The organism is Nonomuraea jiangxiensis, assembly GCF_900099965.1.
In the GTDB taxonomy this organism is placed as follows: Bacteria; Actinomycetota; Actinomycetes; order Streptosporangiales; family Streptosporangiaceae; genus Nonomuraea; species Nonomuraea jiangxiensis.
In genome coordinates this window covers 78,319-102,473 of record NZ_FNDJ01000008.1, presented here as the reverse complement: position 1 = coordinate 102,473, position 24,155 = coordinate 78,319, and the positions used below count along the sequence as shown (strand labels likewise).

Annotated in this window: 19 protein-coding genes; 3 read left to right on the top strand and 16 right to left on the bottom strand. The window is 69.7% G+C overall.

What is annotated here, in order from left to right:
• Positions 1-25 precede the first annotated feature (25 nt).
• From BLS95_RS18790 to BLS95_RS55755, 11 genes are all read right to left on the bottom strand, one after another.
• Complete coding sequence (locus BLS95_RS18790; protein WP_090932954.1) at positions 26-1,243, bottom strand: ROK family transcriptional regulator; 1,218 nt, start codon at positions 1,241-1,243, stop codon at positions 26-28.
• 19 nt (positions 1,244-1,262) lie between these two features.
• The gene (locus BLS95_RS18785) at positions 1,263-3,095 is read right to left on the bottom strand and encodes a glycoside hydrolase family 9 protein (protein ID WP_090932952.1); all 1,833 of its coding nucleotides are present in this window, start codon (positions 3,093-3,095) and stop codon (positions 1,263-1,265) included.
• Positions 3,092-4,060, bottom strand: a complete 969-nt coding sequence (locus tag BLS95_RS18780; RefSeq protein WP_090932950.1) for an N-acetylglucosamine kinase — start codon at positions 4,058-4,060, stop codon at positions 3,092-3,094. Before BLS95_RS18780 ends, BLS95_RS18785 begins: the two co-directional genes overlap by 4 nt.
• Positions 4,057-5,319: a 6-phospho-beta-glucosidase gene (locus BLS95_RS18775; RefSeq protein ID WP_090932947.1), complete on the bottom strand. Its 1,263-nt coding sequence runs from the start codon at positions 5,317-5,319 to the stop codon at positions 4,057-4,059. The genes BLS95_RS18780 and BLS95_RS18775 overlap by 4 nt, the downstream gene beginning before the upstream one ends.
• Positions 5,316-6,197 carry a carbohydrate ABC transporter permease gene (locus BLS95_RS18770; protein WP_245765144.1) on the bottom strand — a complete coding sequence of 294 codons (882 nt, stop codon included), beginning with the start codon at positions 6,195-6,197 and terminating at the stop codon, positions 5,316-5,318. The genes BLS95_RS18775 and BLS95_RS18770 overlap by 4 nt, the downstream gene beginning before the upstream one ends.
• Positions 6,194-7,135: a carbohydrate ABC transporter permease gene (locus BLS95_RS18765; RefSeq protein ID WP_245765143.1), complete on the bottom strand. Its 942-nt coding sequence runs from the start codon at positions 7,133-7,135 to the stop codon at positions 6,194-6,196. Before BLS95_RS18765 ends, BLS95_RS18770 begins: the two co-directional genes overlap by 4 nt.
• Entirely contained in the window at positions 7,135-8,481 is a 1,347-nt protein-coding gene (locus BLS95_RS18760) for an extracellular solute-binding protein (protein ID WP_090932943.1), read from the bottom strand. The genes BLS95_RS18765 and BLS95_RS18760 overlap by 1 nt, the downstream gene beginning before the upstream one ends.
• A gap of 248 nt (positions 8,482-8,729) precedes the next feature.
• Complete coding sequence (locus BLS95_RS59535; RefSeq protein ID WP_342742730.1) at positions 8,730-10,193, bottom strand: cellulase family glycosylhydrolase; 1,464 nt, start codon at positions 10,191-10,193, stop codon at positions 8,730-8,732.
• Positions 10,194-10,398: 205 nt separating this feature from the next.
• Positions 10,399-13,140 (bottom strand): glycosyl hydrolase family 95 catalytic domain-containing protein, encoded by a 2,742-nt coding sequence (locus tag BLS95_RS18750; protein WP_218135839.1) that lies wholly within the window; start codon positions 13,138-13,140, stop codon positions 10,399-10,401.
• A gap of 451 nt (positions 13,141-13,591) precedes the next feature.
• Entirely contained in the window at positions 13,592-14,611 is a 1,020-nt protein-coding gene (locus BLS95_RS18745) for a DUF4331 family protein (RefSeq protein WP_090932940.1), read from the bottom strand.
• A 239-nt stretch (positions 14,612-14,850) separates the two neighbouring features.
• On the bottom strand, positions 14,851-15,150 hold the full coding sequence (locus BLS95_RS55755) for a TOBE domain-containing protein (RefSeq protein WP_176993261.1): 300 nt from the start codon (positions 15,148-15,150) through the stop codon (positions 14,851-14,853).
• Between the two features lie 543 nt (positions 15,151-15,693).
• Here BLS95_RS55755 and BLS95_RS18735 point away from each other — a divergent pair.
• Both BLS95_RS18735 and BLS95_RS18730 read left to right on the top strand, forming a co-directional pair.
• Positions 15,694-16,674: an AraC-like ligand-binding domain-containing protein gene (locus BLS95_RS18735; RefSeq protein WP_143043782.1), complete on the top strand. Its 981-nt coding sequence runs from the start codon at positions 15,694-15,696 to the stop codon at positions 16,672-16,674.
• Positions 16,675-17,010: 336 nt separating this feature from the next.
• The gene (locus BLS95_RS18730; protein WP_090932934.1) at positions 17,011-18,276 is read left to right on the top strand and encodes a right-handed parallel beta-helix repeat-containing protein; all 1,266 of its coding nucleotides are present in this window, start codon (positions 17,011-17,013) and stop codon (positions 18,274-18,276) included.
• 197 nt (positions 18,277-18,473) lie between these two features.
• On the opposite strand, the gene BLS95_RS18725 is transcribed toward BLS95_RS18730, so the two are convergent.
• Together BLS95_RS18725 and BLS95_RS18720 are read right to left on the bottom strand one after the other, a co-directional pair.
• On the bottom strand, positions 18,474-19,085 hold the full coding sequence (locus BLS95_RS18725; RefSeq protein WP_090932932.1) for a class I SAM-dependent methyltransferase: 612 nt from the start codon (positions 19,083-19,085) through the stop codon (positions 18,474-18,476).
• Between the two features lie 95 nt (positions 19,086-19,180).
• Positions 19,181-19,732, bottom strand: coding sequence for a helix-turn-helix transcriptional regulator (locus tag BLS95_RS18720; RefSeq protein WP_218135838.1), 552 nt, complete (start codon positions 19,730-19,732; stop codon positions 19,181-19,183).
• Between the two features lie 295 nt (positions 19,733-20,027).
• Here BLS95_RS18720 and BLS95_RS18710 point away from each other — a divergent pair, with 295 nt between their 5' ends.
• Positions 20,028-21,008, top strand: a complete 981-nt coding sequence (locus BLS95_RS18710; RefSeq protein WP_143043781.1) for a hypothetical protein — start codon at positions 20,028-20,030, stop codon at positions 21,006-21,008.
• Between the two features lie 69 nt (positions 21,009-21,077).
• Here the strand turns inward: BLS95_RS18710 and BLS95_RS18705 are convergent, their stop codons facing one another.
• The 3 genes from BLS95_RS18705 to BLS95_RS18695 all read right to left on the bottom strand — a co-directional run bounded on the left by BLS95_RS18705 (position 21,078) and on the right by BLS95_RS18695 (position 24,130).
• Positions 21,078-22,064 carry a hypothetical protein gene (locus BLS95_RS18705; RefSeq protein WP_143043780.1) on the bottom strand — a complete coding sequence of 329 codons (987 nt, stop codon included), beginning with the start codon at positions 22,062-22,064 and terminating at the stop codon, positions 21,078-21,080.
• A 50-nt stretch (positions 22,065-22,114) separates the two neighbouring features.
• Positions 22,115-22,840 (bottom strand): hypothetical protein, encoded by a 726-nt coding sequence (locus tag BLS95_RS18700; RefSeq protein WP_143043779.1) that lies wholly within the window; start codon positions 22,838-22,840, stop codon positions 22,115-22,117.
• A gap of 408 nt (positions 22,841-23,248) precedes the next feature.
• Complete coding sequence (locus tag BLS95_RS18695; protein WP_090932921.1) at positions 23,249-24,130, bottom strand: arginase family protein; 882 nt, start codon at positions 24,128-24,130, stop codon at positions 23,249-23,251.
• Positions 24,131-24,155 lie beyond the last annotated feature (25 nt).

Here is a 24,155-nt window from a genome sequence, read left to right as displayed (position 1 = left end):
CCTGGCGTGGTCCGTCGCGTTCGGGTCAGCGGGGCGCGGTGAGGCCGTCGCGGACGACGCTGCCGAAGACCTCGTCGCGGACGGTGGCCAGCGCGAGGTCCATCGCGCCGGCCAGCACCGGGTTGCCCGCGAGGGCCGACAGGCGTACCTGGGGGTGGGAGTGGGTGAGGGCGTGCAGCTCGCGCTCGATCAGGTCGCGGAGGTATTCGCCGCCCGCGGACATCAGCCCGCCGGCCAGCACGATGAGGCCGGGATCGACGACCGACGCGATGGCCGCCAGGCCCACGGCGACCCGGGCGGCCACCAGGCGGAGCCCCACGCCCGCCTCCTCGGCCGCCCGCCCGGCGCCCTGCCCGGCGAGGGCGGCCGCGGCCGTCACCGCCTGCCGGAAGTCGGGCGCGTCCACCCCGTAGGTGCGCAGCAGGTCGCGCACCGCGGGGCCGCCGACCAGGGCCTGGTAGCCGTGGCGGCCGAACCGGCCCACGTCGCGGGCCGTGGCCGCGCCCGGGGCGGGCATGTAGCCGACCTCGCCCGCGCCGCCGAAGAAGCCCCGGTGCAGCCGCCCGCCGATCACCAGGGCCGACCCCAGCCCTTCGTCGGCCCAGAGCAGCACGAAGTCGGGGCAGTCGGCCGCCGCGCCGCGCGCCTGCTCGGCCAGGGCGACCAGGTTGACGTCGTTCTCCACGGCGACGGCCGTGCCGAGCCCCGCGCTCAGCGTGGGCAGCAGGTCGGGGATCCGCCAGCCGGGCAGGTCCTCGTCGGTGGCGTAGCACAGGGCGCCGGTGGTGGGATCGATGGCGCCCTGCACGCCGATCACCACCCGGCGCAGCGGTCCCGGCGCCCCGGCCCCGGCGATGGCCGCCCGGAGCCGGTCGATCAGCGGGCCGGGCGGGCCGCCGGGGGAGGGGAGCGTGTGCTCGCCGCGGATCTCGCCGGTGATGTCGGCCACCTGCACGCCGATCCGGTCCTGCGTGACGTCGAGGGCGGCGACGTACGCGGCGGCCGGGTTGATCCGGTAGGTCTCCGCCGTGCGGCCCGGCTGTCCCGCCCTGACCCCGTCGCCGACCACCAGGCCCGCCTCCTGGAGGCGGGCCAGCAGCTGGAACGCCGTCGGCTTGGACAGGCCGGTCAGCTCGCCGATCTCGGGACGCGTCAGCGGGCCCCGCTCCAGCAGGACCCGGAGGGCGGTGCGATCGTTGATCGCCCGCATCAGGCTCGGCGTCCCGTGAAGGGGGGTCTTCATGTCACCTCCACGACAGCGCTCACCGCGACATCAACGTCAGAGCGTACAGTGCGACGGCCGCGAAATCGTCGGCCGGCTCGGACGCCTGCCAGGAGCGGACGTCGTCCACGAACCGGCTGCCCCGCCCGGTGAACTCCTCGTATCGGTCCACCTCGTCGGGCGGGCACGCCGGCATCTCGTCGAAGCGCCCGCCGAGGCCGTCCTCGAACAGCTCGGCGCTGTTGGGGCCGTTCACCACCGCGCCCGTGGCGGGCCTGCCGGTGATGTTGGCGACCTGGTGGTGCGGGCAGGCGATCGAGTTCTCGCCGACCTCGGCGACGAACGACACGCCCCACGGGTTCGCGCCCAGCGCCCAGCTCCGCTGGCCGGTGCCGAAGGCGTCGTAGGAGCGGTCGCCGGTCACCGACCGGTACAGCCGCGAGGTGGCGGCCAGGCCGAAGGCGTGCGGCACCGAGTCGAACTCGTCGTATCTTGCCCCGGCGCGGAAGGGGTCGGCGGCGGCGCGCCGGGCGCCGATCTCCAGCTGCACGCGCAGCCCGGCGACCAGGTCGGCCTCGGACACGGCCAGGCCGCTCGCCCTGGCCCGGCGTATCGCCCTGACGAGGTCGGCGTGGGCGAGGGCGCTCACGTCGTACAGGTTGAGCGTGTCGCCGGTCTCCTCGCGGAGGTATTCGGCGGCCCAGTGCGCGGCCTGGGCCAGCCATCGGCCGGCGCGCGGGTCGCCGAGGCGCTGCGCGGCCAGGGCGAGCTGCGCGCCGCCCAGCTCCATGTCGTCGCGCCAGACGCTCTCGGGGTAGAAGGCGTGCGGGAGCGAGGTCACGAGCTGCCCGACGCCGGTGGTCTTCGCCATGGCGTAGACGGAGGCGGCCTTGTCCAGCAGTTCCTTGGCCCGCTCGCGGGACGGCTCCAGTTGGGCGGCGAGCGCGAACGCGGCGGCGGTGCGGCCGGCGAGGTTCGGGCTGATCGGCTCGCCGGGGGCGGCGGCGCGGAACACCGGCCGGTGCCGGATGAACTGGCGCCCGTCGCCCGTGTCGCCGTCGTCGGCCTGCGGCAGCCGCCAGATGTCGTGGTCGCCGTCGAAGGTGCCCGCTTCGTTGCCCGCGCCGATGCCGACCTGGATGTAGAGCGTTTTGGTCTTCTCGTCCCACATCTTGTCGAGATACCCGAGTCCGTGGGCGGCCTCGGCGCGCAGGCGCGGGACGGGCGCGCCGTCCCGTTCGGCGGCCCACAGCAGGGTGTCCACGTACGACAGGATGTGGGTGAACTTGAGGTAGTCGCCCGCGTCGAACCAGCCGCCCTCGACGTCCACCGGGCCGCCGATCCTGGTCAGCCCGCCCTTGATCTGGTCGGTGTCCGGGCCGGTGAACTCCGGCCAGGCGTAGACCGAGGCGGCCCGGTCGTTCAGGTGGCTCGGCCCGCCCCTGGCTCCCACGCCGTCGCGCTGGAGGCCGAAGAAGTCCACCACCTTGCGGGCGGGGGCGTCGAGCAGCCCGGCGGGGGCCACCTCGAACTCCGGCGAGGTCACCGCGCCCGCCTTGATCCGGTAGCTGCCCGGCGTGCGCAGCCGGGTCAGGTCCAGGTCGTAGACGTGCGGGTAGCGGGTGTTCCAGGCGCCGAGGTCGCGGCCGGCCGTACCGGTGAGGACCTCCCGGCCACGGCGGTCGACCACGCTGAAGCGACCGGCGGCGCCGGACGTCATCAGGTAGGCGTGCTTGGTCTCGGCCGGCGCGAAGCCCACCTGGTCCACCCGGATGAAGGCGGAGGGGGCCGAGCCGGCGTGCGCGGGGGCGCCGGTCGCGAACCCGGTGGTGAGCGTCGCCAGCGCGAGGGCGGCGGGAATCAGCCTCTTCATCTGCTCCTCCTGAAATGGTCACGGACTCGGTGGCCGGCGCTCTCCGCCGCGCCGAGCAGGTCCAGGCCGGCCAGAGCGGCGCCCGCCACGGGAAGCAGGGCGGCGACGACCAGGTCGGCGCGCGGCGCGGCCGCGGCGAGGCCGGCTTCGATCCGGTCGAGCAACATGCGGTGCCCGGCGGTGAGCACCCCTCCGCCGAGAACGACCTCGACGGAGGTGTCCAGCAGGTCCAGGCGGCGCAGGCAGACCTCGGCCATCACGGCGACCTCCGTGGCCTGCCGTTCGACCAGCGCGATGGCGGCGGCGTCGCCGTCCGCGGCGACCGCGAACAGGCCCGGCACCAGCTCGTGCAGCCGGCCCCGGTCCATCTCGCCGAAGTGCAGGGCGAGCACCAGGTCCCTCACACTGGCCACGCCGAAGTGCGACATCACCAGGTCGGCCAGCGCGGTCGCCGGGCCGCGGCCGTCCTCGACCCGCACGGCGTGCCAGAGCACCTCCTCGGCCAGTTCCTCGCCGCCGCCCCAGTCGCCGCTCACCCTGCCGAGCGCGGGGAAGCGGGCGGTCTCACCAGTGGGCGAGACGCCGGCGGCGTTCATCCCCGCCCCGCACACCACGGCGACGCCCCACGGCCGGGAGGCGCCCGCGCGCAGCACGGCGAGGGTGTCGTTGGCCACGGTCACCTCCTTGGCACAGCCGCGCGCGGTGAACTCCGCGCGCAGCGCCGCCACCTCGGCGGGGAAGTCGGCCCCCGCCAGGTAGGCGCACATCACGTCGGCGTACGGCGGGGCCGCGCCGCCGAGCAGCTCCCGCGCGGCCCGTTCCACCACCTCGGCCGCCGCAGCGACCCCGACGCTGTGCGGCACGAACGGCCCGGTGCTGCCGGTGGCGAGCACCGTGCCGTCCTCTGCCACCAGGGCGAGGTCGGTCTTGCTGTTGCCCCCGTCCACCGCGAGTACGGTTCTCACTCCGCGGCCGCCCAGGGCAGGTGCGGGCGGTTGGCCTCGACGAGCAGGCCGGTGAGCTCCGCGGCGAGGTGCTCCTGGCCGACCAGGGGGTGCGCGAGCAGGGCGTCGCGGACCCGGTCCGCCCCGCCGTGCACGGCCGCCCGGAGCGCCAGCTCCTCGTAGGCCGACACGTGCGCGATCAGCCCGGCGTAGAGCGGCTCGACGGGCTCGACCGGCAGTGGCGCCGCCCCGGCCGCGGTGACCCGCGCGGGGACCTCGATGACCGCGTCGTCGGACAGGAACGGCAGGGTGCCGTCGTTGCGGGTGTTGACGATCTGGACGTCGCCGCGGTCGCCGGCCAGCGAGGCGATCAGCGCGACCGCCGCCTCGGAGTAGAAGGCGCCGCCGCGCCTGGCCAGCAGGTCGGGCTTGGTGTCCACCGCCGGGTCGGCGTAGAGCCCGAGCAGCTCGGTCTCCATCGCCGCGACCTCGGCCGCGCGGGACGGCGAGACCCGCTGCTCGGCCACGACCAGGTCATGGGCGTAGAAGTAGCGCAGGTAGTAGGACGGCACCGCGCCCAGCCGCTCGACCAGCTCGGGCGGCAGCCCGAGGCCGGTGGCCATCTCCTTGCCGTGCTCGGCGATCAGCCGGGGCAGCACGTCCACGCCGTCCAGGTGGACCGAACGCTCCCAGGTCAGGTGGTTGAGCCCGACGTGGCCGAGGGACACCCTCTCCGGCTCGACGCCGAGGTACGCGGCGAACCGGCGCTGGAAGCCGATCGCCACGTTGCACAGGCCGATCGCCCGGTGCCCGGCGTCGAGCAGCGCCCTGGTCACGATGCCCACCGGGTTGGTGAAGTCGACGATCCAGGCGTCGGGGGCGTGCCGCCGTACCGTGTCGGCGATCTCCAGGACCACCGGCACGGTCCGCAGCGCCTTGGCCAGCCCGCCGGCGCCCGTGGTCTCCTGGCCCACGCAGCCGCACCGCAGCGGCAGCGTCTCGTCCACCTCGCGGGCGGCCTGCCCGCCCACACGCAACTGGAGCAGGACAGCGTCCGCGCCCGCCACGCCCTCACGCAGGTCGGCGGTCGCGGTCACGGTCGCGGGATGCCCGGCCCTGGCGAGCATCCTGCGCGCCATGCCCGCGACCAGGGCCGTCCGCTCGGCGGCGGGGTCCACCAGCGCGATCTCGGTCAGCGGCAGCTCGTCCCGCAGCCGCGCGAACCCGTCGACCAGCTCAGGCGTGTACGTCGAGCCGCCCCCGATCACGGCGAGTTTCAACCCTTCACTCCCGTCAGAGTCACGCCCTCGATGAAGACCCGCTGGGCGAAGAAGAAAACGATGATCACCGGCGCGGTCACCAGCAGGGTGGCCGCCATGGTGAGGTTCCACTGCACGCTGTGCAGGGCCTTGAAGGTGGCCAGCCCGAGCGACAGCGTCCAGCCCTCCTGGTCGACCCCTGCGTAGAGCAGCGGGCCGTAGTAGTCGTTCCAGCAGTAGAAGAAGGAGAACAGCGCGACCGCCGCGATCGCCGGCCGGGCCATCGGGAGGATCACGGTGAACAGGATGCGCGTGTCGGAGCAGCCGTCCACGCGCGCCGCGTCGGTGTAGTCGCGCGGGATGGTGATCAGGAACTGGCGCAGCAGGAAGATCGAGAACGCGTCGCCGAAGAGCATCGGGATGATCAGCGGCCACAACGAGTCGGTGAGGTCGAGCCGGGCCCAGATCAGGTAGATCGGCACCGCGACGACCTGCGGCGGCAGCATCATGGTGCTGATCACCACCAGGAACGCGAGCTTCCTGCCACGGAACCGGAAGCGCGACAGGGCGTAGGCCGCCGGGACCGACGACACGAGCATGAACAGCGTTGAAAGCGAGGCGTACACGAACGTGTTGAACGTCCAGGCGAGCAGGTCCGACCGGGCGAAGACGACCTCGAAGTTGGCCCAGTTCCAGGTCTGCGGCCATAGTTGGCTGGTCAGCGCCTGCTCGTCGGTCATCAGGGCGGTCAGCGCCACGAAGGCGATCGGGCCGAGGAACATGATCGCCAGCGCGATGGCGATCGCGTGCTGGGCGATCCACATCAGGCCGCGCCGGCGCCGCCGTACGGCCGGCACGGTACGGGCGGGACGGGAGCCCGCGGTCACGGTGGCGGTCACGATTCCCCCTCCGCCCGGCTGAACTGCCGCAGCAGGATCAGCGTGAAGACCATCGACACGGCGAACAGCAGCAGCGCGTGCACGCAGGCCAGCCCCATCGACCAGTCGCGGAACCCGGTGTGGAACAGGTGCTGGGGCAGGGTGAGCAGCGAGCCGTCCGGGTAGCCGGGGGTGAAGGTGCTCCCTGCCGAGTCGGTCGCGCCGGAGGCCACCCGGGAGGCGATCATGGCCTGGGCGAAGTACTGCACGGCGTAGATCACCCCGGTGATCGCGGAGAACATCAGCACCGGCGAGATCGTCGGCAGCGTGACGTTGCGGAACTGCCGCCAGGCGCCCGCCCCGTCGATCGCGGCCGCCTCGTACAGGTGCCGGGGCACGTCCAGCAGCGCCGCCAGGAAGATCATCATGGTGTTGCCCACGCCCCAGACGGCGAGCAGGGTGAGGCTGGGCTTGGCCCAGGCCGCGCTGCCGAACCAGTCGGGGCCGGTGATCCCGACGAGGGCGAGGAGCTGGTTAACCGGTCCCGTCGCCGGGTTGAGCAGGTAGACGAAGGCGACCGTGCCCGCCACGGCCGGCACCAGCGAGGGCAGGTAGAAGATCGTCCGCAGCACGCCCGCGCCAGACTTGATCTTGGTGAGCAGCTGGGCCACGCCGAGCGCGAAGAGGAGCTGCGCCGGGACCATGAACACCACCAGCCACAGGGTGTTCCTGGCCGACTGGTACACCCGCTCGTCGGCGAAGGCGTACCGCCAGTTGTCCAGCCCGACGAACTCCAGGGTGAACAGGTCGTAGCGGTAGAAGGAGAAGTAGACCGTCGCCAGCAGCGGATAGCCGAAGAAGACCAGGACCCCGACGATCCACGGGGCGAGCCAGAGGAGGGCGCGGGCGCCCTCGCCGCGCCGCCACCGGGGCGGCACGGCGTGGGTGGAGGCCATCATCAGCCTCCGGAGAGCTTCAGCTTGTCGTTGATCCGCTTGTCCACGCCGGCCAGCCCGGCGTCGAGGTCCTTGACCGCCCCCTTCTCCCACTGGATGAGGAAGGTGGAGAAGGCGTCCTGGTTGAAGACGCTGTTGACGCTGGCCGGCAGGGTCGAGGTCTTCGGGTGGGCGAAGATGTCGAGGAAAGTGGCGAACTTGTCGTCCTTGGCCAGCTTCGGGGACTCCATGGCGGCCTTGGTGGTGGGCACGTTGCGCAGCGCGTTCGACAGCGTCACCAGCGAGTCGGTGTCGGTGGTGAGGTGCTTGATCAGCTCCCAGGCGTGCTGCGGGTGCTTGGCGCCCTTGGGCACTCCGATCACCGTGCCGGCGGTGAAGCCGCTGCCGTACAGGTCGGGCTTGTCGTCGGCGACGGGCAGCGGCGCGGTGCCGTAGTCCATCGACTTCGCCTCGGGGTCGGCGGCGATCATGGCGTTGCGCCACTCGCCGTCCACGGCCATCGCGACCTTGCCCTCGAAGAAGGGGTGCTCGGAGCCCCACTCGTCGCCCAGGCCCTTGCGGAACTTGTCAAGGTTGTCGTAGCCGTACCAGTCGACGAGTTCCTTCTGCCAGGTCAGCAGCTGCTTCCAGGCCGGGTCGGAGCCGATCGCCGAGGTGCCGTCCGGGTTGTACCACTTGGCGCCGACCATCGGGCCGAGGTGGGAGGGGGAGTTCTCGTAGTACTGGAAGCTGGGGATGAAGCCGGCGACCTTGATGGTGCCGTCCGGGTCGCGGACGGTGAGCTTCTTGGTCAGCTCGGTCAGCTCGCTCAGCGTCTTGGGCGGCTCGTTGCCCTTCATCAGAGCCTTGTTGTAATAGAGGCCGTAGGCGTCGGCCAGCAGCGGCATGGTGCACCGCTTGCCCTCGAACTCGGTGTAGGAGCGCGACGCCTCGGGCAGCACGCTCAGGTCGATGCCGTCCTGCTGGATGACCTGGGTGAGGTCCTGGAAGGCGCCCGACCTGCACCACTGGGCGACGTTGTCGGTGGTGAACGACGCGGCCACGTCGGGGGCCTTGCCGCCGCGGATGGCCGCGGTGATCTGGGCGTCCTGGACGGCCTTCTTCGCGGTCACCTTGATCTGCGGGTATTTCTTGGTGAAGCCCGCGATGGCCTCCTCGAACGCGGTGGTCTCGGCGTCCGTGGAGAAGCCGTGCCACAGCTCCAGCGTGGCGGGGGGCAGGGCGGCGGCCACCGGTCCGGTGCCGGTCGTGGTGGGCCGGGCGCCGAGCGAGGGCGCCTCCGTGCCCGCGGTACAGGCGGTCAGCGACAGGGCCAGCAACCCGGCCGCCGCGAGGGGAACGAAGCGCACGAGGTTTCTCCTATGACCAGGCGAGGTGGGGGGCAGTACGGTCATCGTGCACGCGGAAGTTAGTAAGTATTCCTAACTTTGAAGGGACCATAAAAGCTCATCCCGAGCCGGTCAAGAGGCGACATCAACTCGTGATCGGGGAGACACCGACGCGCGTCCGGCCGATTCGGGCAGGACTCCTGATTAACGGCGGGGGGCGCGGTCCCGCCCCGGGGCCGGCCGGGACGCGCGGCCCCCGCCTCGGCGGCTCAGAAGTCGTCGGCGGTGCGGATCCGGTCGCGGATCCAGACGCCGGCCTCCTTGAGCCTGCCGGTCCCGGCGAACGGGCCGTTCGGGCAGGTCCCCGTGGTGAAGACGGCCCCCGTCCGGAAGTCGTCGGAGAAGTTCCAGTTCACCCAGCTGATCTTCTTCTGCGCGAGCAGGTCGAGGTACTGCTGCGACCTGGAGAAGTTGTTCGCCCCGTCGCCGGAGGCGGTCTGGGTGCCGAACTCGGTGACGAAGATCGGCAGCAGGTCGGCCGCCCGGGACAGCGTGTTGAGGTACTGGGTGCCGTGCGAGGCGGCGTAGAAGTGGAACGTGTACATGATGTTCGTGCCGGTGACCGGGTTGGCGCGGATGGTGTCGGTCTGGTCGCCGGGGCCGGAGACGCCGAGCGACGACCACGCGGGGGTGCCGACCAGGATCGGCGCGTTCGCGTCGTACTGCCGGATCACCGGGACGAGCTGGTTGGCGTAGCCACGGATGACCGGCCAGGTGACGGAGTCGCCGTTCGGCTCGTTGGCGATCTCGTAGAGCACGTTCTCCTTGCCGTTGTGGCGCTGGGCGATCTCGGTGAAGAACGTCCTGGCCCGGGCGAGGTTGAAATTCGGGTCGCCGGGGGTGAGCATGTGCCAGTCCACGATCGCGTACATGCCGCGGGCGGTGGCCATCTCGATCAGGGAGTGCACCCGGTCGGTGAACAGCCGGGGGTTGGTCTCGTAGCCGCCCTCCTGGATGTACATGGAGATGCGCAGGACGTCGGCCTTCCAGTCGCCGGCCAGCGCGTCGAGCGAGGCGGCGTTCAGGCACTGGTTGTACCACTGGATCCCGTGGCTGCTCATGCCGCGGAGCTGGATCTGCTTGCCGTTCTCGTTGCAGAGCTTGGTGCCGCACACCCGCAGCCGGCCGTTGGCCTCGACGGGCGTGCCGGCGCCGCCGCCCGCGGGCACCCCGAAGACCTCCAGCTCCCACAGCGAGTAGCCGTACGGCGTGCCGCGCTGCGTGCCGTACACCCGCACGTACCGGCCGGTGCCGCTCACCGTGAGGTCGTCGGTGCCGCCGTCGCCGGCCGCGGTGGAGTGGACGTCGGTCCAGGCGGACCCGTCGGGCGAGGTCTGCACCCGGTACGCGGTGGCGTAGGCGGCCTCCCAGGTCAGGCGAACCCGCGAGACGGTGTGCGCGGACCCGAGGTCCACCCGGATCCACTGCGGGTCCACGCCCTCCGCGCTGGCCCACCGGGTGGTCGCGCTGCCGTCGACCGCCTTGGCCGCCTCCAGGCCGGCCGCCTCGGTCGAGGAGGCCGTCACCGCCTTGCCGCCCGACACGAGCGGGTCGGCCGCCGCCGCACCCGAGCCGGCCGCGACCGCTCCCTGCGGCACCAGGAACGGCACGAGTAAGGACAGCGCCAACGCGGCCACCGCCGCGAAGACCCTCGCACCTGCGCTTCGCTTCACTGACGACTCCCATCTTCGGGTGGTGCCGCGATGGTTAGGGAGGTTTCCTAACTCGGGTGGGAGCGTAGGTTGACCGGGCATCTGACACAAGGCCCAAAATCGCGGCAAAGGTGAACGCGCCGGTCCGGGGCGCGCAAGGGGAGCCAGGATCGCGGAAGGCCCGCGCCCCGACCGATCCGGGACGCGGGCCTTCCGGGCCGCGGGGCTACGGCAGGATGCGCAGGGCGTCGACCATGCCCACCGAGGTCGTCTTGTTGACGATCCTGATCGTGTGCCGGCCGCTGGGGAGGCCGGTCCTGCGGTAGACCACGACCTGGGCCTGGCGGGCGCCCGCCGCGTAGAGGTTCACGTTGGCCTGGAACACGTCGTCGATGTAGACGTCCACGTTGCCCATGTCGCCGTTGCGCTCGGAGAGGTACTCCACGCCCGTTCCGGTGAAGGTGTACTGGGCCGCCGAGCCCACCGTGGTGCTGTGATGGGTGTCGTCGTTGTAATCGCCGTACCCCCGGCTCGTCGTGTGGTACCAGTTGGCGCCGTAGGTCAGCTCGGTGTCGTTGACCAGGCCGCCGGGGTTGCCGGGCGTCGCACCCATGCCCAGCGACGAGGCCGTGTTGCTGAGCGTCTTGACGCCCTGGTTGGCCGTGCCGGTGAGCCGGGCCGAGGCGTACGAGCTCAGCGGCTTGGCGGTCCGCTCCACGACGTAGACCGTGCCGGCCGCCGTGGGGAAGGAGACCTCGGCCGCCGAGCTCGTGGCGACGACCGCGTTGTCGGAGGCCCGCCGTACCCTGATCTGCTGGGTCCCCCAGGGGTTCACCACCGTGGCCTGCTTGCCGTACTGGCTCCTGAGGCCGACATACTTGACCTCGCCGGCCTCGCGCTCGGAGCTGACCAGGAAGCCGTCCCTGGCCAGCAGGGTGAGCTTCCCGACGAAGGACGAGTCGCCGGGCACGGCCGGGAAGACGCGGATCTTGCCGTTGTAGCTCTGCATCAGCGACTCGTTCATCGCCGTCAGGTGCACGCCGAGATACTCGAAGACGCCGTTGGTGTTGCTGGTCATGCCGTTGGCGTAGTTCTGGTACTTCTGCAGCATCGTCTTCATGCCGTTGTACGCCTGGTCGCCGAGGCCGAGCCTGGCCGCCTGGACCGCGTCGTTGGCCCAGACGTTGCCGTAGGGGAACGGCCGCTGGTTCCACGTGTTCAGCGCGGTCTGGTAGTCGGGGTGGCCGATGCCCGTGAGGTCGTAGGGCCAGATCAGCTCGGCCGAGACGTTCTCGCCGTTCCTGGTCTGCGAGATCGGCGGCTGGTGCGGCTGCCACGCGCCGTTCTGCACGACGTACGGCGTGAGCCGGTTGAGGATGTTCTGCCAGCCCGCCCGCAGGCCGGAGTCGACGCCGAGTTCCTGGCTGACCTGGATCGTCAGCGGGAAGATGCTGCGCACCGCGGCCAGGTCGGTGATCGCGTTGCGGACGTTCCAGTAGGTCTCGTGGGCGTTGGAGTTGGCCATGTAGTAGGTGTTCGTCGCCGCGTCATGCGACAGCATGGCCGAGTAGAACTTCGCCGTCTCGCGCATGAAGGGGTAGGCGACGTCCCGCAGGTAGTTCGTGTCGTTGGTGTACCTCGCGCGCAGGTACATGCTGTAGGCGGCCTCGTAGCCCGTCGACAGGACGTTCTTGGTGTAGTCGCTGTTGACCGTGCCCCGTGCGTTGCCGTCCCATCCCATGGTCTCGGGGACCCAGATCCCGTCCACGCCGTATCGCGTCTGCGTGTACGCCTTCAGTGCGTTGTAGTTGCGGCTGTACAGGTTGTTGTGCCGGTCGATCAGGTCGGTGTGGTTGGAGGCGAAGAACGAGTAGTAGACGTCGCGCTGGTTCCAGTACCAGTAGGCGTTGCTCCACTTGCTCTGGTCCTGGGTGGCGCGGAAGACGCCGTTGATGAAGTGGGCCGGGTAGTTGCCGCGGCCGGCCGCCGCGATCATGTACGTGCTCAGGTAGTAGACGTTCTCCATGTAGTCGGCGTCGCGGTTGCCGTTGGAGTACTGGACGAACGACTTGGCCCAGAAGTCGTGCCAGAAGTTCTTGTAGCTCGTGAACGTGGCGGCGTACCCGGCGTTCTTGACCGAGGTGAGCTGGTTGCGGGCCTGGGTGACCGAGTCGCGGTTCGGCGCGTTGATCCGGCTGGCGGCCGTGAGCCAGATCGTGTAGCTGGAGGTCGGCGTGATGTTCAGCCGTACCTTGCGCCCGTCGACGACCTGGACCGAGTAGTTCGCGCCCTCGACGGTGGCGGCCAGGGTGTAGCCGAACCCGTTGGCGTCGGTCTGCCCCCGGCTCAGGCCGGCGACGCCGTTGCTCGCGAACGTGGAGATCGTCCGCCAGGTGTTCAGGTCGGGGACGTCGGCGATGTTCTGGACCGTGTTGGGGTCCCACATGCTCAGGTCCAGCGCGACGCTCGACACCCCGCCGCGCGAGTCGTCCACGTGGATGCCCATGACCTCGGAGTTCGGCGACCCCATGATGGTGACGGTCCGGTTGGAGTCCCATTTGGTGGTGAGCGTCCCGTCATACAGGGACAGCCGCTGCTGGTAGGACGAGTAGCCCGTGTCCATGCCGGGGTTGGAGTACAGGTTGACCAGGCCGGCCGCGTACGTGGACTGCTGCGACAGGTCCACGCCCGAGACCTGCATCGTCAGGCCGTTCTGGTTCCAGACCATCGCGCCGGTACGGCCGTTGCCGACCGTCATGCCGTACAGCGGGTTGGTGTTGGGCCGGTTGTAGACGATGTCGTGTTTGGACAGGTAGGCGGCGCGGTCCACGTTGAGCGCCCCCGCGGCCTGGTCGAACGCGGCGTCGGTGGGGGAGGCCGACGCGGGCAGGGTCGTGCCGGCCAGCACCAGGCAGACCGTGACCAGCGATGACAGTAACAGGCGCAGCGTTTTCTTCGACGTTCGCATGATCTTCCTCACTGGCCGCCAGCGGGGCGGCGCCGCGCGCATCCGACTCGGGGGACCGGACGCCGAGGCGGCCAGGTGCGCGCGCCGTGACGTCCGGAGAGGGGCGCTGGGACCGCCGCCGCCGGCGACCGGCGATCCCACTGCTCCAGGGGCATCACAGATCCGGTGCGCCCGCGGATCTCACCGCGTTCACATCGGATCTGTCAGGCGCAGTTAACATCGGATGTATTGATGACGTCAATAGCCGCACAGCCATCCATCGTCATCGCATAGGCCTGCTCGTCACTTCACCTGCCGGCGTGGTGCTCCGCGTTCAGCGCCATCGCCGCCTGGTCGAACGCGGAGTGCGCCCGATCACCGCGTTCACATCGGAGCTGTCAGGCGCGGTTAACATCGGACGTCTCGGCGATGCCAATACCGGCAGCCCTTGCCCACGAGTGTGTCCGCCCTGTCAGGAGGTGGCTGCCGGGTGCGGGTCGCCGAGGTACGGGAACCGGTCCAGAGTGTCGGTGTGCGGCGTGAGACCGGTGGGCGGGGCCTCGTTCTTGGTGAGGAACGCGACGCGGATGTCGATGACGTCTTCCGTGAAAGTCCGGCCATTAGGGTACGCGGCCGGCTTGGACGGGTCGAAGTGCAGCACGTCCGGCAGGAGGCCGTGCTCGTCGAGCGCGGTGATCGCCTCCTCACGCGAGTAGCCGCCCGTGTGGCCGAGCAAGTGGACGAATTGGTCCGTCCACTTCTCCCGGTCGTTGACCGGCTCGCTGGCGTTGTACTCCTCCTTCGTGTCGTCGGTGTTGAAGAAGCTGCTCATTGACGGGTGTCCGGCCCGGTCGGCGTGGACCAGTTCGCCGTCGCGCAGGACGCTGCATCGGCCCCAGATGTGCAACTCGGGCTTGGGCGCCAACTCCGCGGTCGGCAGTTCAATGGCCATGGAGAAAACGTTCGCCGTGCTGTTGGAGTCGACGCCGGTCCACGGGGACTTCCCGCCCACATGCGGTGCGGTGAAATTCCGGTTGCCGCTGGTGTCGAACAGGTCCTTGATTCCGTCGAAGTCGAAGAAAAAGGCGTCACTGCGGCTACCAGCGGCCACCTTGTAGTCGCCGCTATCGACCACGTTGGCATGAGGGCCGAAGGAGACGGCGGCATCCGACACGATCGCGGTGCCGGCCGCCTCGGGCCTGCGGGACTCCGCACCGGTTGCCATGAACACGCTGTAGGTCTGGGAGCCGTCGGATGCCGGCGGGCTGAAGACCCAGCTGAAGGCGACGTCAGTCAGGTAGTCGCCGTCGTTGTCAATGTTCAGGCGGTATACGGCGTCGGGATGCAGGGCATCCGCGTTGGGATTGGCGTTGAGGATGAGAACGGTCCTGCTGGGATCGCCGGGTGCCCCGAAGGCGTACAGGTCGCACAGATCGAGGCGCTGGTCTCCGAGTGGTGGCCCGAGGCTGAGGCCGGTGAAGTGGTTGGACATATCAGGCCCTTTCATTGAAGGCGGGTCCACGTCAGCCGTGACTTTGGAGCCGGGCCTCGCCCGTCGATGGTTGCCGATCCGTCAGGCCGCGTCGTCGTCCTGGCCCTGGTCCTCCGTGCCCCATGGTGGGTGACTGGTCACATGTCCGGCCTACCCGCGCTTGGTCAGCGACGGGGCAGGCCGAAGCAACCCGAACGTCAAGGATGCGCGGGGCTCGCTATGCGGCGTTCGCGGAGGGCTCACGACTTGACCAGCACGTACGCCTGCGCGGGGTCGATCACGACGCTCACGTTGGTGCCCTCGGCCAGCAGGCCCTGCGGATGGGGCCCCGGCACGGTCACCGTAAGGGTGCCCGAGCCGGTCTCAACCTCGTAGTCCACGCTGTGCCCGTGGAAGGTGGCCCGCAGCACCGAGCCGGTCTCGACCTCGGGAGCGGCGGCCAGCGTGAGTGTCTTCGGCCGGCGCGGCGCCCGCGACACGACCCGGCGCGCCAGACGGTACGGCCAGTCCGAGACCACCTCTGCTGCCGTCCGCGTCACCTGCCTCGGGAAAAAGCATGACGCGCCGGTGGGCGTCGCGAGAAGCCCTTGGAGCGGGTTCCGGCGCATTCGTGACGGCAGGGCGGGACGACGGCCTTCCGGTCGTGCGCGGATGATCGCGACAACGGCCATGTCCTGCACGTCGGCGGTCCGCCCCTGCCCAGGAGACGACACGCGGCCGGCTCTCCCGCTGGCGGCGCCTTCGGTTCGGCTGATCAAGGGCTGCGGGGCCATGCTCCGCCGTACAGCCCAGCCGCGTGAACACGACGGGCCCACCGGCACTGGTCACTAAGATCATGTCCATGATGTCCGGTAGCCCCGACGACGACGATGCCCTCCCCAGGGCTTCCCCGGTCCGCTCCGTGACGCGCTGGTCACGGCGATCCTCGACGGCCGTGAGGGGCCGCCCATGAGGAGTTCTGGCAAAGCCCGGAAGCCGTTCTGCCGGTGAACAACCCGCGCGGGCGAAGCCGGACTCGCAGGTCAGGCCAGGTTTCGTTCGCTTTGAGCCATCGGGCTTCCGCGGGTTCGCGAGGAGACAGATTGCCGCATCACTTCCACACCGACCAGGTCGCGGCCGGTGACCGCTTCGACTACTGGTGGTCGGCGGTGGCGCAGTCCGTGGTGCCCGTGCGCGGTTACAGCGAGCACGCGGCGGCCTTCTGGGCCGAGATGCGGTCGATCGACCTCGGGGACGTGCGAATCTCCCGGATACGGTCCGCGCCGTTCCAGGCCCGCCGTACGCCGGAGCTGATCGCCGCGTCCGACCCGGGCCTCTACCAGCTCAGCCTGACGCTGAGCGGCAGCTCCGGCCTGCGGCAGGGGCACCGGGAGGCCGCTCTCGGCCCCGCGGACATGGCCGTCTACGACACCTCGCAGCCCTTCTGGGCCTGGTCGGGGTCCGACACCTGGACGGGGCCGGGGCCGGGCACGTCGGACGGGATAATCCTCCAGTTCGATCGCAAGGCCCTGCCGGTGCCGGCCCCCATGGTCGAGCGGCTGCTCGCCACGCGGCTGTCCGGCCGTACCGGCGTGGGCGGTGTGCTCGCGCTGGTCCTGCGGCGGCTGGCGAGGCAGGAGCCGTCGCCCGCGGACGGCGCCAGGCTGTCGGGGCTCGTCCTCGACCTGGTCACCGACCTGATCACCCATGAGCTCGACGAGAGCACGCGGGTCCGCGGCGAGCGTACGGCGGCGCTGTTCCTGCGGGTCCAGGCATTCGTCGAGCAGCACCTCGATCGCGCCGACCTCACCCCGTCGCTCATCGCCGCCGGGCACCACATCTCCACGAGATACCTGCACCGGCTCTTCCAGCGGCAGGGGCTGACCGTCAGGGGGTGGATCCAGCAGCGCCGGCTGGAACGATGCCGGCACGACCTGGCCGATCCGGGGCTGGACGGCCGGCCGGTCAGCCAGATAGCCGCCCGCTGGGGCTGGACCGACAGCTCACACTTCAACCGCGCCTTCCGCGCCGCCTACGGCATGCCGCCCGCGGCCTACCGGCGCGACCTGCGGCGACCGGAGTAGTGGTGCTGCTGTGACCGGTAGGGCGGAAGTGAATGTGCGCTGACAGTCAATGACGGCGGCGGCGGCGCGTGGCAAGATCGTTCGCGGCTGGTTCACGCCAGAGGCGCAACCCCTGCTCGGCATCGTCACCAGCGCGGCCCGTCGCCCGACCACGCGCCGCGGAGCTGAGCGCATCACACAACCTCATATGTCGCGTCAGGTCGTGACCGCCACGAACCCGCAGCGAGGCCCCGCCACGACGTGAGGCCGCACGCCGCGGGTTCGCCCGTGATCGGTGATCCGGTGCCGACCGTTCCGCCGTGCGGCGGAACGCAGCCCGGTCAGAGAGGACTCCGCATGGACCACTTACTGAGGACGCCGTCCCTGGCTTATCGGCTCCTTGTCGCCGGCGTGGCCGGTTTGCTGTCCCTGGGCTCCGTACTCGCCTTCCAGGGCTCCACCGCCGCGGCCGCGGCAGCGCCGCCGGCGGACTTCCGCTTCATGATCAGCTCGAACGCCGACCGCTCGGACGCCGTCCCGCTGACGACCAACTACGCCGTCTCCGGCAAGGTCGCGGTCTTCCTGCAGGCCGACAAGCCGCTCACCTCGGTCGACTTCCACCTCGACGACGCGACCCGCAAGAAGGCGCCGACGAGGGTCGACACGGCCGCGCCGTTCGACTTCACCGGCGAGGTGACCGGCGGTGAGGCCAAGCTCCTGGACTCCGCCACGCTGGCGAACGGCAGGCACGTGTTCACCGCGTACGTCGTGCGCAAGGACGGCACCAAGAAGCTGCTCAACGCGACGGTGAAGGTCGTGAACGGCGGTACTCCCAAGCCGAGCCCGACGCCCACCGCCAGCCCCAAGCCCACGACCAGCCCCACCGGCTCGCCGCCCCCCGCCACCGGGTTCCCGAACGAGAAGAACACCGGTGTACCCAGCGGGGTCACGCTCAAGCCCTCGGGCAGCATCACCGTCACCACGGCCGGCACGGTCATCGACGCCATGAACATCACCGGCACGGTGAACATCAAGGCCGCCAACGTGACGATCAAGCGGTCCCGCATCTCCGCCGGCACCGGCCTCTACCCGATCCGGGTCACCAGCGGCAACGTCGTCGTCGAGGACACCGAGATCAGCGGCGGCACGAGCGCGGCGGTCTGCTGCGGCAACTACACGCTCCGCCGGGTCAACATCCACGACGTGTTCGAGGGGCCGCGTGTCGGCAACAACACGACGATCGAGAAGTCCTACCTGCACCACCTGAAGCGCTGCTCGGGCTGCCACATCGACGCCGTCCAGAGCACCGGCGGCACCAACATCACCCTCAAGGGCAACAACATCCAGGCGTACAACCCCACGCTGAAGGACCCGATGAACGCCGCCTTCCAGTTCGGCGAGGAGAACGCTCCCGTCCGCAACTGCGTGGTCGACGGCAACCTGATGAACGGCGGCAACTACACCGTCAACGGCGGCGGCGGCAAGACGACCGGCGCCCAGTGCACGTTCACCAACAACAAGTTCCAGCGTGACTTCCGGTACGGCGCCACCGGCAACCTCCACTCCGGGGTCAAGTGGGCCGCGAGCAACGTCTGGTTCGACACCGGAGCTCCCATCAGGTAGCTCCCTCCCGGTCACCTGACCCTCCAGGAAAACCGCCCCTTGAGCCGGGGAAGTCCCCGACGGCCTCCTCCCGCCGGGGCAGCTCAAGGGGCGGTTTCGCTAGGAGACGAGTATCAGGGGCACCATCACCACGGCGAAGGGCGCGAGCAGCTTGAGCGAACACACGTCGCCCAGGCACAGGCAGCGGCACAACTGGTTCACACCTCGCGGCGGATCGCGAGCACGTTGAGCCACGTGCGGTGGGTGGTGGTCTCGGCGTGCTCGCGTACCTCGAAGCCGATCTCGGTCAGCGCCGCGAGCAGCGTACGCGGCTCGCGGTGCACGAACCAGCGCAGAAGCCCTTCGTCGTGCGGGACCGGCTCCCAGACCTCGCCGTCGCCGATCGACGTGCTCAGCCCGAGCACGCCCCCGGGGCGCAGAGCCGCGTGCCAGGCGCGCAGTGTCGCGGCGGTCTCGGCGGCCGGAACGTGCAGGAGTGCCGCGACCGACCACAACCCGTCCAGCGAGCCGGGAGCCAGCGGCGGGTGGCGCAGGTCGCCCAGAGCCACGGGAACGCCGCGGTCGGCGGCCAGTACGCCCATCGCGGCCGAGCGATCCACCCCCACCGGGACGAGCCCCTGCTCGCGGAACCAGGCCGCGTCCCTTCCCGGGCCGCATCCCAGGTCGGCGACGCGCCCCCCGGCGGGCAGCGCGGCGGCGAAGCGCGCGCGGAAGGCGCGGAAGGCGGCGTCGGGGTTCTCGGAGCGGGAGGCGAAGGCGGGGGCGATGCGGTCGTAGGTGGCGGTGGTCCGCGCGATGGGATCTTCCATCCTGCGGATATTGCCATGTGCTTTGGGTGGGTACGGCTCATCGCCGTCCGATGCGGGAGCCCGGTGGGGGCGGGGCGATGAGGACCGAGGCACGTTCAGCGGATGATGGGGGGAAGGAGGTCGAGGGCTCGGGCCTTTCGTAGCGCACTCACGCGGTCGCGAACGCCGAGCTTGCGATAAAGATTCTCCTTGTGCTTGTTCACGGTCGCCTCCTTGATGCTGAGGCGGCGACCAATGGCATACGCGGTCAGGCCTTCGTCCAGAAGCGCCAACACCGCCATTTCGCGGGGAGTTAGTTTGTGCTCCGCCGGATCAGCGAGTTTCGGCGACGTGAACATTTCCGCTTCATGGGCGGCGACCATATCGAGAGGAGGCCGGGCCAAATCCGCGTACTCGAGGTCCCGGTCGCTGTAACCGATGTTGTCGCGGCTCATGATGACGCCTCGGATCTGTCCGGGCCGGGACTCAAGCGGGATGGCGAGCTGACGGTCAATGCCGATGGCCTCCTTACCGGCTCGGTATGCTTCGCTCTTCCACCAGCTGCCAGTGGCGACGTTGTCCAAGGCCAGCGGCGTCCGGCTCGCGGTCTGTGCGTAGTGCCGTAGAAGCGGATGCTCCCGCATGTGCGAATGGATCAACGCGTCCAACGGTGCCTCGTGCAGCCAGTCGGGCGATCCGGTGAGCGCGTGCCCCGTTCCAGCCGTCCAATCCAAGTCAATGAGGACCGCCAAATCTCCGGGAAGATCCGCGGTCAGACGTCATGGACGCATTGTGCAGGACTGAGTACCAGATCGTCTGGCGATTCGGAAGTACGCAGTTCTTCGTATTTACCGGCCCCCTGGCTGACGGGATCGTGTGATGACTACACCCACGAACGGAGCCCACATGAACCATAGGGTTCTACGGTCCTCATCGCGCCTGGCGGCAGTCGCCCTGCTCGTGATGACCACACTGACAGTCGCCCTGCCCCGTCCCGCCACCGCCGACACGGCCGATGCCAGGGTCCGATGCGGCCTGGGCCTGGTCCCCGACCATGAAGTGCAACGCGTACTCGTCTGGGGCAACGGTGGCGGAGGTGTACCGGCCGGGCATAACCCACCCAATATCATCGAGCCGGGTGACGTGTTCCGGGTCATCCCCGACTTCAACTCTCGCGTCGATCCCGACGAGTGGCTGGGAGGAACGCTCGGCCCGAACGGCAACGGCGAGGTGGCTCCGGACGGTTGGCCCTTCCCGGGGCTGGCCAAGTACTCGGCCGTCCTGCGCTTCAACAACGCCCCCACCGGCTGGACCAGCGGGCCGGCACAGGCAACCCATTTCAACCATTGCATTGTCTTTCAGGACCACGCCCCTGCGAGGTTCTCCTTCGGCGTCAACGATGTGAAAACGTCGGACAATGGCGGCGCCTGGAGCTTCCACGTACAGATCTGGAGGGCATCGGCCCCGACTCCGGCGAATGGCCCCGTGAACAGGTGCGCCAACAACGAAAACGGGGATCGTGCCGATAGGTTCATCGAAGTCGCTGGAGACGGCAGCCGCGGCAGCTTCCCTGAGGGCGCAAACCCAGAGAACTTTCTCCGGCAGGGCGACGTCCTACGCGTCGACCCGGACTGGAACAGCAAGGCGCGCATGGACTACGGCTTCGCCGACCATTACCCCAATGGCACCAGCAGACCCGCTCCCGCGGGGTGGCCGTACCCGGATCAGTTCGAGTTCTCGCCCATAGTGCGCTTCAATCACAACCCGACAGGCTGGGTGGGGCCCATCGTCCAGGCGACTGCGCTGAGCGGGTGTCTGTTCTGGTCGGACAGCCGTCCTGTCCGGTTGTTGTTCGGCGTCAACGATCCTGACTTGTCCGACAATTCGCAAGCGTGGCGCTTCCGCGTCCGCGTGTACAACCGCTGCGACAGAACGCCGTGTTGATGATGACCGGGCTCACATGCCGGGCTGGGCATCTCGGCGCCGAAGTCCGACGTGAGACCGCGTTTCCTGTCACCCGTTCTTGGTGTCGCCGGTGGGGTCGCCCGCACCTCCGTCAGGTGTTCCGCTCGATGCGGCCGTACGCCGCTGCCAGAGGTCAGCCGCCAGTCCCTCCTGGCGGATGCGTACGTCGATGTAGAGCAGGACGAGGACGGTGACCTGCCAGGCGATGAACGCGGCGATCATGAGGTCGAACGGCCAGGACATCACTTCCTGCGCCCACGAGGGAAGGTCTGCGGTGGCCACCGAGAAGATGCTCCCGATCAACACCAGCGGCACGAACAAGGGCAGGATGATCGGCAGCGCGATCAGCAAATTAAGGAGGATGATCCCCACGATCCGCCACAGATTGTTGCCGACCAGCAGCATGGAGCGGCGTACCGCGCCGCCGAAACGCAGTGGTTCCAGCGCCGCGGTGATCGGCGCGAACAGGAGTGCCAACGCCATCACCACCCATACCAGAGACAGCAGCGCGAAGGTCGGCACCACAATCACCGCGACGGCTATGAGAGCCTCAGATGGGGAGGGCGGCACGGAATCCAGGACGGGGTCGCCTCCGGTGGCCAGGAACGCGTCCAACTCCGAGGACAGCCACTGCCAGATGAATACCGACAGGACCGCGATCAGCGCGAGGAGGACGAGTTGCGGGACCACGGTCAGGAGCGCAGTCACCCCGAGTACCGCTCGTATCCGGGGAGCCAGCAGCCGTAACGCCGCGCGGATGGTCACGGGTCGCCCCACGATCGTCTGTACGACGAGCACCGCCTGCAGGGCGCCCGTCAACGCGAAGACCGTCAGGAAGACAGCCAGCGACAGCAGCAGCGACAGCGTCCCCAACTGAGCAAGTTGCGCCGGCTCAGGATCGGACTCGTCCACCAGAGTCGTGACCACCCACCCCCACGCCGACTCGATGAGGCTGCCCGCAACGGTGAGGACCAGCGCGGAGATCACGAACTGGAATGGATGACGCCGCAGCAACAAGACGGCGTCCGCCCACATCTCGAGTATGTTCCGCGGCGCGATCGCAAGAGGAGGGTGCGCAGCCGTCATCAGAGTGCCTCCTTCGAGGTGGTTTCGCGGCCGAGTCGCTCGTCCTGGTCAGCGAACTGGAGTACGGCGAGCATCGCCGCCGTCGCGAGGACACAGGTGAGAACGGCCCATTTGACGGCGAAGCGCACGCTCCACTCGATCGGCCCATCAGCGGAGTCGCCGGCAACGCCCAGTCGCAAGAGCACCGCCGCGCCCAGCACTCCGCCGAAACCTTCCAGGAGCACCCGCAGCGCGCAGCGCGGACCGAGGATCTTGAAGAACTGGCCACGGGTCAGCCGCCGGGACATCTTGACAGCCTCCCAAGCGCGCAGCCCCTTCAGCGTGATCCCGGGCGCGGCGAAGGCGAAGCGGATCTCCACGGCGCCGACCATGATGAGAGCGGCCAGGAAGAACAACAAGCCGGCGCCAGGGACCTCGGAAACCAGCGTATCCCGGGAGCGGGCGAGCGGGATGAGGGCGTACATGGACAGCCCCAGAGCGCTCAGCAAGAAGGTGAGCCCGCACAGCCGACCCAGGCCGCGCAGCCTGCCCGGCCATGACGTCCCGCCGGTGACCGCCGGAGCCAGCAGACCGCTGAGCACGACGATCGCGGCGCTGTTCACGGTGAGGATCGCGATCGTGCTCAAGGCGTCGGAGAACCTCGTCCACAGGAACGCGTAATCTTCCCAGATCTTCGGCCGCTCGATCACCCGGGCCAGCAGCATCTGCGCGACGAGGGCAGGCACGGCCACCGCCGCGGCCCGCCACAGGACGGCGCAGGGATGTCGCCGTACCGTCCTGAACGCCTCGACGACTTGCTCCTCGGCAGGTTTCCACAGCGGTGGCGGCGGTGGCTCCTCACCCGGGGGGAGGGGCAGTGCGGATAACGGCGCTGGTTCTGCGGGCTCTCGGCTCCAGACCACAAATCCATTCAACCCCGAAGCGTGGCGAACCGTTGCGGAGGAACACGAGATGTTCCGCCGTGGTTACCACCTACCCCGAGTCCTGCCGGCACGGGCCGGCAGCCGTGTGGAGCCGCTCCTGGCACTCGACGTGCGGCGCACTTCGCTTCGCCTGCCAGGGGCTACTCCCCAAGGCGCAGGGACGCAGGGGACACGCCGCAGGCGTGGAGTCAGCGGGGCAGGGTTCCGATGTCAGGTCAGTGCCGCCACGATGACGTCCGCCAGCAGAGCGGCCTGGCTGCCGTCCTCATCCAGGTCGGGATCGAGGATCGTCACCTCCAGCCCGGCGGCTCCCGGCAGCCCGAGCAGCCCGCGGAGCAGTTCGGTGAGCTGTGCCGCGTCGAGCCCACCAGGGGTGGGGGAGTCGACTGCGGGCAGCACGGACGGGTCCAGCACGTCGGCGTCCACGTGGATCCAGAAGCCGTCGAGCTCGTCGCGTACCAATACCTTCGCGGCGGCGTCCAGCGAGAGATCGGTTCCCGGGAGGAACGCCAGCCCGCTCTCCGCGATGTCGCGCAGGTCCTCATCGTCCCGTACGCCGAGCACGATCACGTCTTCGTCCCGCACGTACGGTCGCAGGCCGTCGATGTCCACCAGGTAGTCATGGCCGCGCCCGGTGACCAGCGCCAGGTCCTCGCCGGCCGCTGACCCGACGTGCGGGGAGTTGCCGGGGTGGCGGAAGTCGGCGTGCGCGTCCACGTACGCCAGCCCGTACCGCCCGGCCTTGCGCAGGGCCAGGGCGGGACCGAGCAGGATCGAGCAGTCGCCGCCCAGTACGACCGGAAACCCGCCCGATTCTCTGATGCCGGTGATCCGGTCGGACAGCTTGCGGGCATAGGCGGCGATGGCCTGCCCGTTGCGGACGCCATCTCCTGCCTTCCAGGTGGCGACGTAACGCGGCGGGACGAGAACTCCCCCGTCCGTCGCCCCGATCCGCTCGACCAGCCCGGCGCTTCGCAGCGCCCAGGGTGCCTTGTAGCAGCCGGGGAAGGTGCCGGGTGCGGGCGGGCGCAGACCGAGGTTGGATGGGGCGTCGAGTACGGTCAGCTTCCTGTCAGGGGTTAAACTAGTCATACTCGTGACGGTAACAGGAGGAAAG

Coding starts and splice junctions, on each gene's coding strand:
- BLS95_RS18790 (WP_090932954.1), bottom strand. CDS start 1,243: ATGAAGACCCCCCTTCACGGGACGCCGAGCCTGATGCGGGCGATCAAC.
- BLS95_RS18785 (WP_090932952.1), bottom strand. CDS start 3,095: ATGAAGAGGCTGATTCCCGCCGCCCTCGCGCTGGCGACGCTCACCACC.
- BLS95_RS18765 (WP_245765143.1), bottom strand. CDS start 7,135: ATGATGGCCTCCACCCACGCCGTGCCGCCCCGGTGGCGGCGCGGCGAG.
- BLS95_RS18750 (WP_218135839.1), bottom strand. CDS start 13,140: ATGCGAACGTCGAAGAAAACGCTGCGCCTGTTACTGTCATCGCTGGTC.
- BLS95_RS18745 (WP_090932940.1), bottom strand. CDS start 14,611: ATGTCCAACCACTTCACCGGCCTCAGCCTCGGGCCACCACTCGGAGAC.
- BLS95_RS18730 (WP_090932934.1), top strand. CDS start 17,011: ATGGACCACTTACTGAGGACGCCGTCCCTGGCTTATCGGCTCCTTGTC.
- BLS95_RS18725 (WP_090932932.1), bottom strand. CDS start 19,085: ATGGAAGATCCCATCGCGCGGACCACCGCCACCTACGACCGCATCGCC.
- BLS95_RS18710 (WP_143043781.1), top strand. CDS start 20,028: ATGACCACACTGACAGTCGCCCTGCCCCGTCCCGCCACCGCCGACACG.
- BLS95_RS18705 (WP_143043780.1), bottom strand. CDS start 22,064: ATGTGGGCGGACGCCGTCTTGTTGCTGCGGCGTCATCCATTCCAGTTC.
- BLS95_RS18695 (WP_090932921.1), bottom strand. CDS start 24,130: ATGACTAGTTTAACCCCTGACAGGAAGCTGACCGTACTCGACGCCCCA.